6 tRNA genes and 4 rRNA genes (2 of these 10 only partly in view) are annotated in these 5,000 nt (G+C 51.5%); all 10 read right to left on the bottom strand.

Annotated features, from left to right (window positions below):
• Positions 1–2,234, bottom strand: a 23S ribosomal RNA gene (locus MKX71_RS00990) (it extends 694 nt beyond the left edge of the window).
• 175 nt (positions 2,235–2,409) lie between these two features.
• Positions 2,410–3,959 (bottom strand): 16S ribosomal RNA (locus MKX71_RS00985).
• 171 nt (positions 3,960–4,130) lie between these two features.
• Positions 4,131–4,206 (bottom strand) — tRNA-Ala (locus MKX71_RS00980).
• Positions 4,207–4,214: 8 nt separating this feature from the next.
• Positions 4,215–4,291 (bottom strand) — tRNA-Pro (locus MKX71_RS00975).
• 27 nt (positions 4,292–4,318) lie between these two features.
• Positions 4,319–4,395: transfer RNA gene (locus MKX71_RS00970), tRNA-Arg, on the bottom strand.
• A gap of 31 nt (positions 4,396–4,426) precedes the next feature.
• Positions 4,427–4,501, bottom strand: a tRNA-Gly gene (locus tag MKX71_RS00965).
• A gap of 56 nt (positions 4,502–4,557) precedes the next feature.
• Positions 4,558–4,630 (bottom strand) — tRNA-Thr (locus tag MKX71_RS00960).
• Between the two features lie 2 nt (positions 4,631–4,632).
• Positions 4,633–4,707, bottom strand: a tRNA-Asn gene (locus MKX71_RS00955).
• Between the two features lie 45 nt (positions 4,708–4,752).
• Positions 4,753–4,868 (bottom strand): 5S ribosomal RNA (gene rrf / locus MKX71_RS00950).
• Positions 4,869–4,923: 55 nt separating this feature from the next.
• Positions 4,924–5,000: ribosomal RNA gene (locus tag MKX71_RS00945) — 23S ribosomal RNA — on the bottom strand (it continues 2,851 nt past the right edge of the window).
• Together the 16S, 23S and 5S rRNA genes with 6 tRNA genes alongside form the textbook arrangement of a ribosomal RNA operon.

Below are 5,000 nucleotides of genomic sequence, written 5' to 3'. Positions count from 1 at the left end.
GGCGGGTTAGAAGGTCAATACAGCCAGGGTAGTATCCCACCGATGCCTCCACCGAAGCTGGCGCTCCGGTTTCCAAGGCTCCTACCTATCCTGTACAAGCTGTACCAACATTCAATATCAGGCTGCAGTAAAGCTCCACGGGGTCTTTCCGTCCTGTCGCGGGTAACCTGCATCTTCACAGGTACTATAATTTCACCGAGTCTCTCGTTGAGACAGTGCCCAGATCGTTGCGCCTTTCGTGCGGGTCGGAACTTACCCGACAAGGAATTTCGCTACCTTAGGACCGTTATAGTTACGGCCGCCGTTTACTGGGGCTTCAATTCGCACCTTCGCTTACGCTAAGCGCTCCTCTTAACCTTCCAGCACCGGGCAGGCGTCAGCCCCTATACTTCGCCTTACGGCTTCGCAGAGACCTGTGTTTTTGCTAAACAGTCGCCTGGGCCTATTCACTGCGGCTCTCTCGGGCTTGCACCCTAACAGAGCACCCCTTCTCCCGAAGTTACGGGGTCATTTTGCCGAGTTCCTTAACGAGAGTTCTCTCGATCACCTTAGGATTCTCTCCTCGCCTACCTGTGTCGGTTTGCGGTACGGGCACCTCTCACCTCGCTAGAGGCTTTTCTTGGCAGTGTGGAATCAGGAACTTCGCTACTATATTTCGCTCGCCATCACAGCTCAGCCTTATGGGAAACGGATTTGCCTATTTCCCAGCCTAACTGCTTGGACGCGGATATCCAATACCGCGCTTACCCTATCCTCCTGCGTCCCCCCATTGCTCAAATGGTGAGGAGGTGGTACAGGAATATCAACCTGTTGTCCATCGCCTACGCCTTTCGGCCTCGGCTTAGGTCCCGACTAACCCTGAGCGGACGAGCCTTCCTCAGGAAACCTTAGGCATTCGGTGGAGGGGATTCTCACCCCTCTTTCGCTACTCATACCGGCATTCTCACTTCTAAGCGCTCCACCAGTCCTTCCGGTCTGGCTTCACAGCCCTTAGAACGCTCTCCTACCACTGTTCGAAGAACAGTCCGCAGCTTCGGTGATACGTTTAGCCCCGGTACATTTTCGGCGCAGAGTCACTCGACCAGTGAGCTATTACGCACTCTTTAAATGGTGGCTGCTTCTAAGCCAACATCCTGGTTGTCTAAGCAACTCCACATCCTTTTCCACTTAACGTATACTTTGGGACCTTAGCTGGCGGTCTGGGCTGTTTCCCTTTCGACTACGGATCTTATCACTCGCAGTCTGACTCCCAAGGATAAGTCATTGGCATTCGGAGTTTGACTGAATTCGGTAACCCGGTAGGGGCCCCTAGTCCAATCAGTGCTCTACCTCCAAGACTCTTACCTTGAGGCTAGCCCTAAAGCTATTTCGGAGAGAACCAGCTATCTCCAGGTTCGATTGGCATTTCACCCCTACCCACACCTCATCCCCGCACTTTTCAACGTGCGTGGGTTCGGGCCTCCATTCAGTGTTACCTGAACTTCACCCTGGACATGGGTAGATCACCTGGTTTCGGGTCTACGACCACGTACTCATGCGCCCTATTCAGACTCGCTTTCGCTGCGGCTCCGCATCTTCTGCTTAACCTTGCACGAGATCGTAACTCGCCGGTTCATTCTACAAAAGGCACGCCATCACCCGTTAACGGGCTCTGACTACTTGTAGGCACACGGTTTCAGGATCTCTTTCACTCCCCTTCCGGGGTGCTTTTCACCTTTCCCTCACGGTACTGGTTCACTATCGGTCACTAGGGAGTATTTAGCCTTGGGAGATGGTCCTCCCGGATTCCGACGGAATTTCACGTGTTCCGCCGTACTCAGGATCCACTCAGGAGAGAACGAAGTTTTGACTACAGGGCTGTTACCTCCTATGGCGGGCCTTTCCAGACCTCTTCATCTACCTCGTTCCTTTGTAACTCCGTACAGAGTGTCCTACAACCCCAAGAGGCAAGCCTCTTGGTTTGGGCTAATCCCGTTTCGCTCGCCGCTACTCAGGGAATCGCATTTGCTTTCTCTTCCTCCGGGTACTTAGATGTTTCAGTTCCCCGGGTCTGCCTTCTCATATCCTATGAATTCAGATATGGATACCACTCCATTACGAGTGGTGGGTTTCCCCATTCGGAAATCTCCGGATCAAAGCTTGCTTACAGCTCCCCGAAGCATATCGGTGTTCGTCCCGTCCTTCATCGGCTCCTAGTGCCAAGGCATCCACCGTGCGCCCTTTCTAACTTAACCGTTAAAAAGAATCACTATGTGATATCTTGTGTTACTAATTTAATTGAATGTGATGTCTACTGTTATCTAGTTTTCAAAGAACACGTTTCGAAGGAATGATCCTTCAAAACTAAACAAGACAGGGAACGTTCTGTTTATAAGACCCAAGGTCTTATATTCCGTATAATATCCTTAGAAAGGAGGTGATCCAGCCGCACCTTCCGATACGGCTACCTTGTTACGACTTCACCCCAATCATCTGTCCCACCTTCGGCGGCTGGCTCCTAAAAGGTTACCTCACCGACTTCGGGTGTTACAAACTCTCGTGGTGTGACGGGCGGTGTGTACAAGGCCCGGGAACGTATTCACCGCGGCATGCTGATCCGCGATTACTAGCGATTCCAGCTTCACGCAGTCGAGTTGCAGACTGCGATCCGAACTGAGAACAGATTTGTGGGATTGGCTTAACCTCGCGGTTTCGCTGCCCTTTGTTCTGTCCATTGTAGCACGTGTGTAGCCCAGGTCATAAGGGGCATGATGATTTGACGTCATCCCCACCTTCCTCCGGTTTGTCACCGGCAGTCACCTTAGAGTGCCCAACTGAATGCTGGCAACTAAGATCAAGGGTTGCGCTCGTTGCGGGACTTAACCCAACATCTCACGACACGAGCTGACGACAACCATGCACCACCTGTCACTCTGCCCCCGAAGGGGACGTCCTATCTCTAGGATTGTCAGAGGATGTCAAGACCTGGTAAGGTTCTTCGCGTTGCTTCGAATTAAACCACATGCTCCACCGCTTGTGCGGGCCCCCGTCAATTCCTTTGAGTTTCAGTCTTGCGACCGTACTCCCCAGGCGGAGTGCTTAATGCGTTAGCTGCAGCACTAAGGGGCGGAAACCCCCTAACACTTAGCACTCATCGTTTACGGCGTGGACTACCAGGGTATCTAATCCTGTTCGCTCCCCACGCTTTCGCTCCTCAGCGTCAGTTACAGACCAGAGAGTCGCCTTCGCCACTGGTGTTCCTCCACATCTCTACGCATTTCACCGCTACACGTGGAATTCCACTCTCCTCTTCTGCACTCAAGTTCCCCAGTTTCCAATGACCCTCCCCGGTTGAGCCGGGGGCTTTCACATCAGACTTAAGAAACCGCCTGCGAGCCCTTTACGCCCAATAATTCCGGACAACGCTTGCCACCTACGTATTACCGCGGCTGCTGGCACGTAGTTAGCCGTGGCTTTCTGGTTAGGTACCGTCAAGGTACCGCCCTATTCGAACGGTACTTGTTCTTCCCTAACAACAGAGCTTTACGATCCGAAAACCTTCATCACTCACGCGGCGTTGCTCCGTCAGACTTTCGTCCATTGCGGAAGATTCCCTACTGCTGCCTCCCGTAGGAGTCTGGGCCGTGTCTCAGTCCCAGTGTGGCCGATCACCCTCTCAGGTCGGCTACGCATCGTTGCCTTGGTGAGCCGTTACCTCACCAACTAGCTAATGCGCCGCGGGTCCATCTGTAAGTGGTAGCCGAAGCCACCTTTTATGTTTGAACCATGCGGTTCAAACAACCATCCGGTATTAGCCCCGGTTTCCCGGAGTTATCCCAGTCTTACAGGCAGGTTACCCACGTGTTACTCACCCGTCCGCCGCTAACATCAGGGAGCAAGCTCCCATCTGTCCGCTCGACTTGCATGTATTAGGCACGCCGCCAGCGTTCGTCCTGAGCCAGGATCAAACTCTCCGATAAAGTAGTTTGACTGACTACGCACATCGCTGTGCGATTTTTAAAAACTGAATTAACAGGTACGTTTTGTCTTGTTTAGTTTTCAAAGATCATTTTGTTTGTCCGCTTTGTTAAAGCAACTTTATTAGTATACAATGTCACTTCTTCAAAGTCAATAACTTTTTTAAAAACTTTTGGTGGAGCCTAGCGGGATCGAACCGCTGACCTCCTGCGTGCAAAGCAGGCGCTCTCCCAGCTGAGCTAAGGCCCCATAAAAAATGGTCGGGAAGACAGGATTCGAACCTGCGACCCCATGGTCCCAAACCATGTGCTCTACCAAGCTGAGCTACTTCCCGATTTCCTATCTATTCTATTAAAAGATATGGCGCGCCCGAGAGGAGTCGAACCCCTAACCTTTTGATCCGTAGTCAAACGCTCTATCCAATTGAGCTACGGGCGCAATTCAATTTACAATATCCCGTTAGGATAAATGGAGCGGAAGACGGGATTCGAACCCGCGACCCCCACCTTGGCAAGGTGGTGTTCTACCACTGAACTACTTCCGCATATCGCAATAAAAAAAGCTTTCTCCTTATGAGAAACCTTGGTAATAATACATTTAAGCTTCCAAGCGGGCTCGAACCGCTGACCTCTTCCTTACCATGGAAGTGCTCTACCTGCTGAGCTATGGAAGCAATGGCTCCGCAGGTAGGATTCGAACCTACGACCGATCGGTTAACAGCCGATAGCTCTACCACTGAGCTACTGCGGAATAATATAAAGCTTCATAAACAAACATGGTAGAATTAATAAATCTGCTTGGCGGCGTCCTACTCTCACAGGGGGAAACCCCCGACTACCATCGGCGCTGAAGAGCTTAACTTCCGTGTTCGGTATGGGAACGGGTGTGACCTCTTCGCTATCGCCACCAAACAAATTGAGAGTGTTCTCTCAAAACTAGATAACAGGTGTGACATCATTCAAAAATATGGTTAAGTCCTCGATCGATTAGTATCTGTCAGCTCCATGTGTCGCCACACTTCCACCTCAGACCTATCAACCTGA

The sequence above is a fragment of the Bacillus sp. FSL M8-0071 genome, from assembly GCF_037975455.1.
Classification (GTDB): domain Bacteria; phylum Bacillota; class Bacilli; order Bacillales; family Bacillaceae; genus Bacillus; species Bacillus subtilis.
This window is presented reverse-complemented; position numbering and strand designations above follow the sequence as displayed.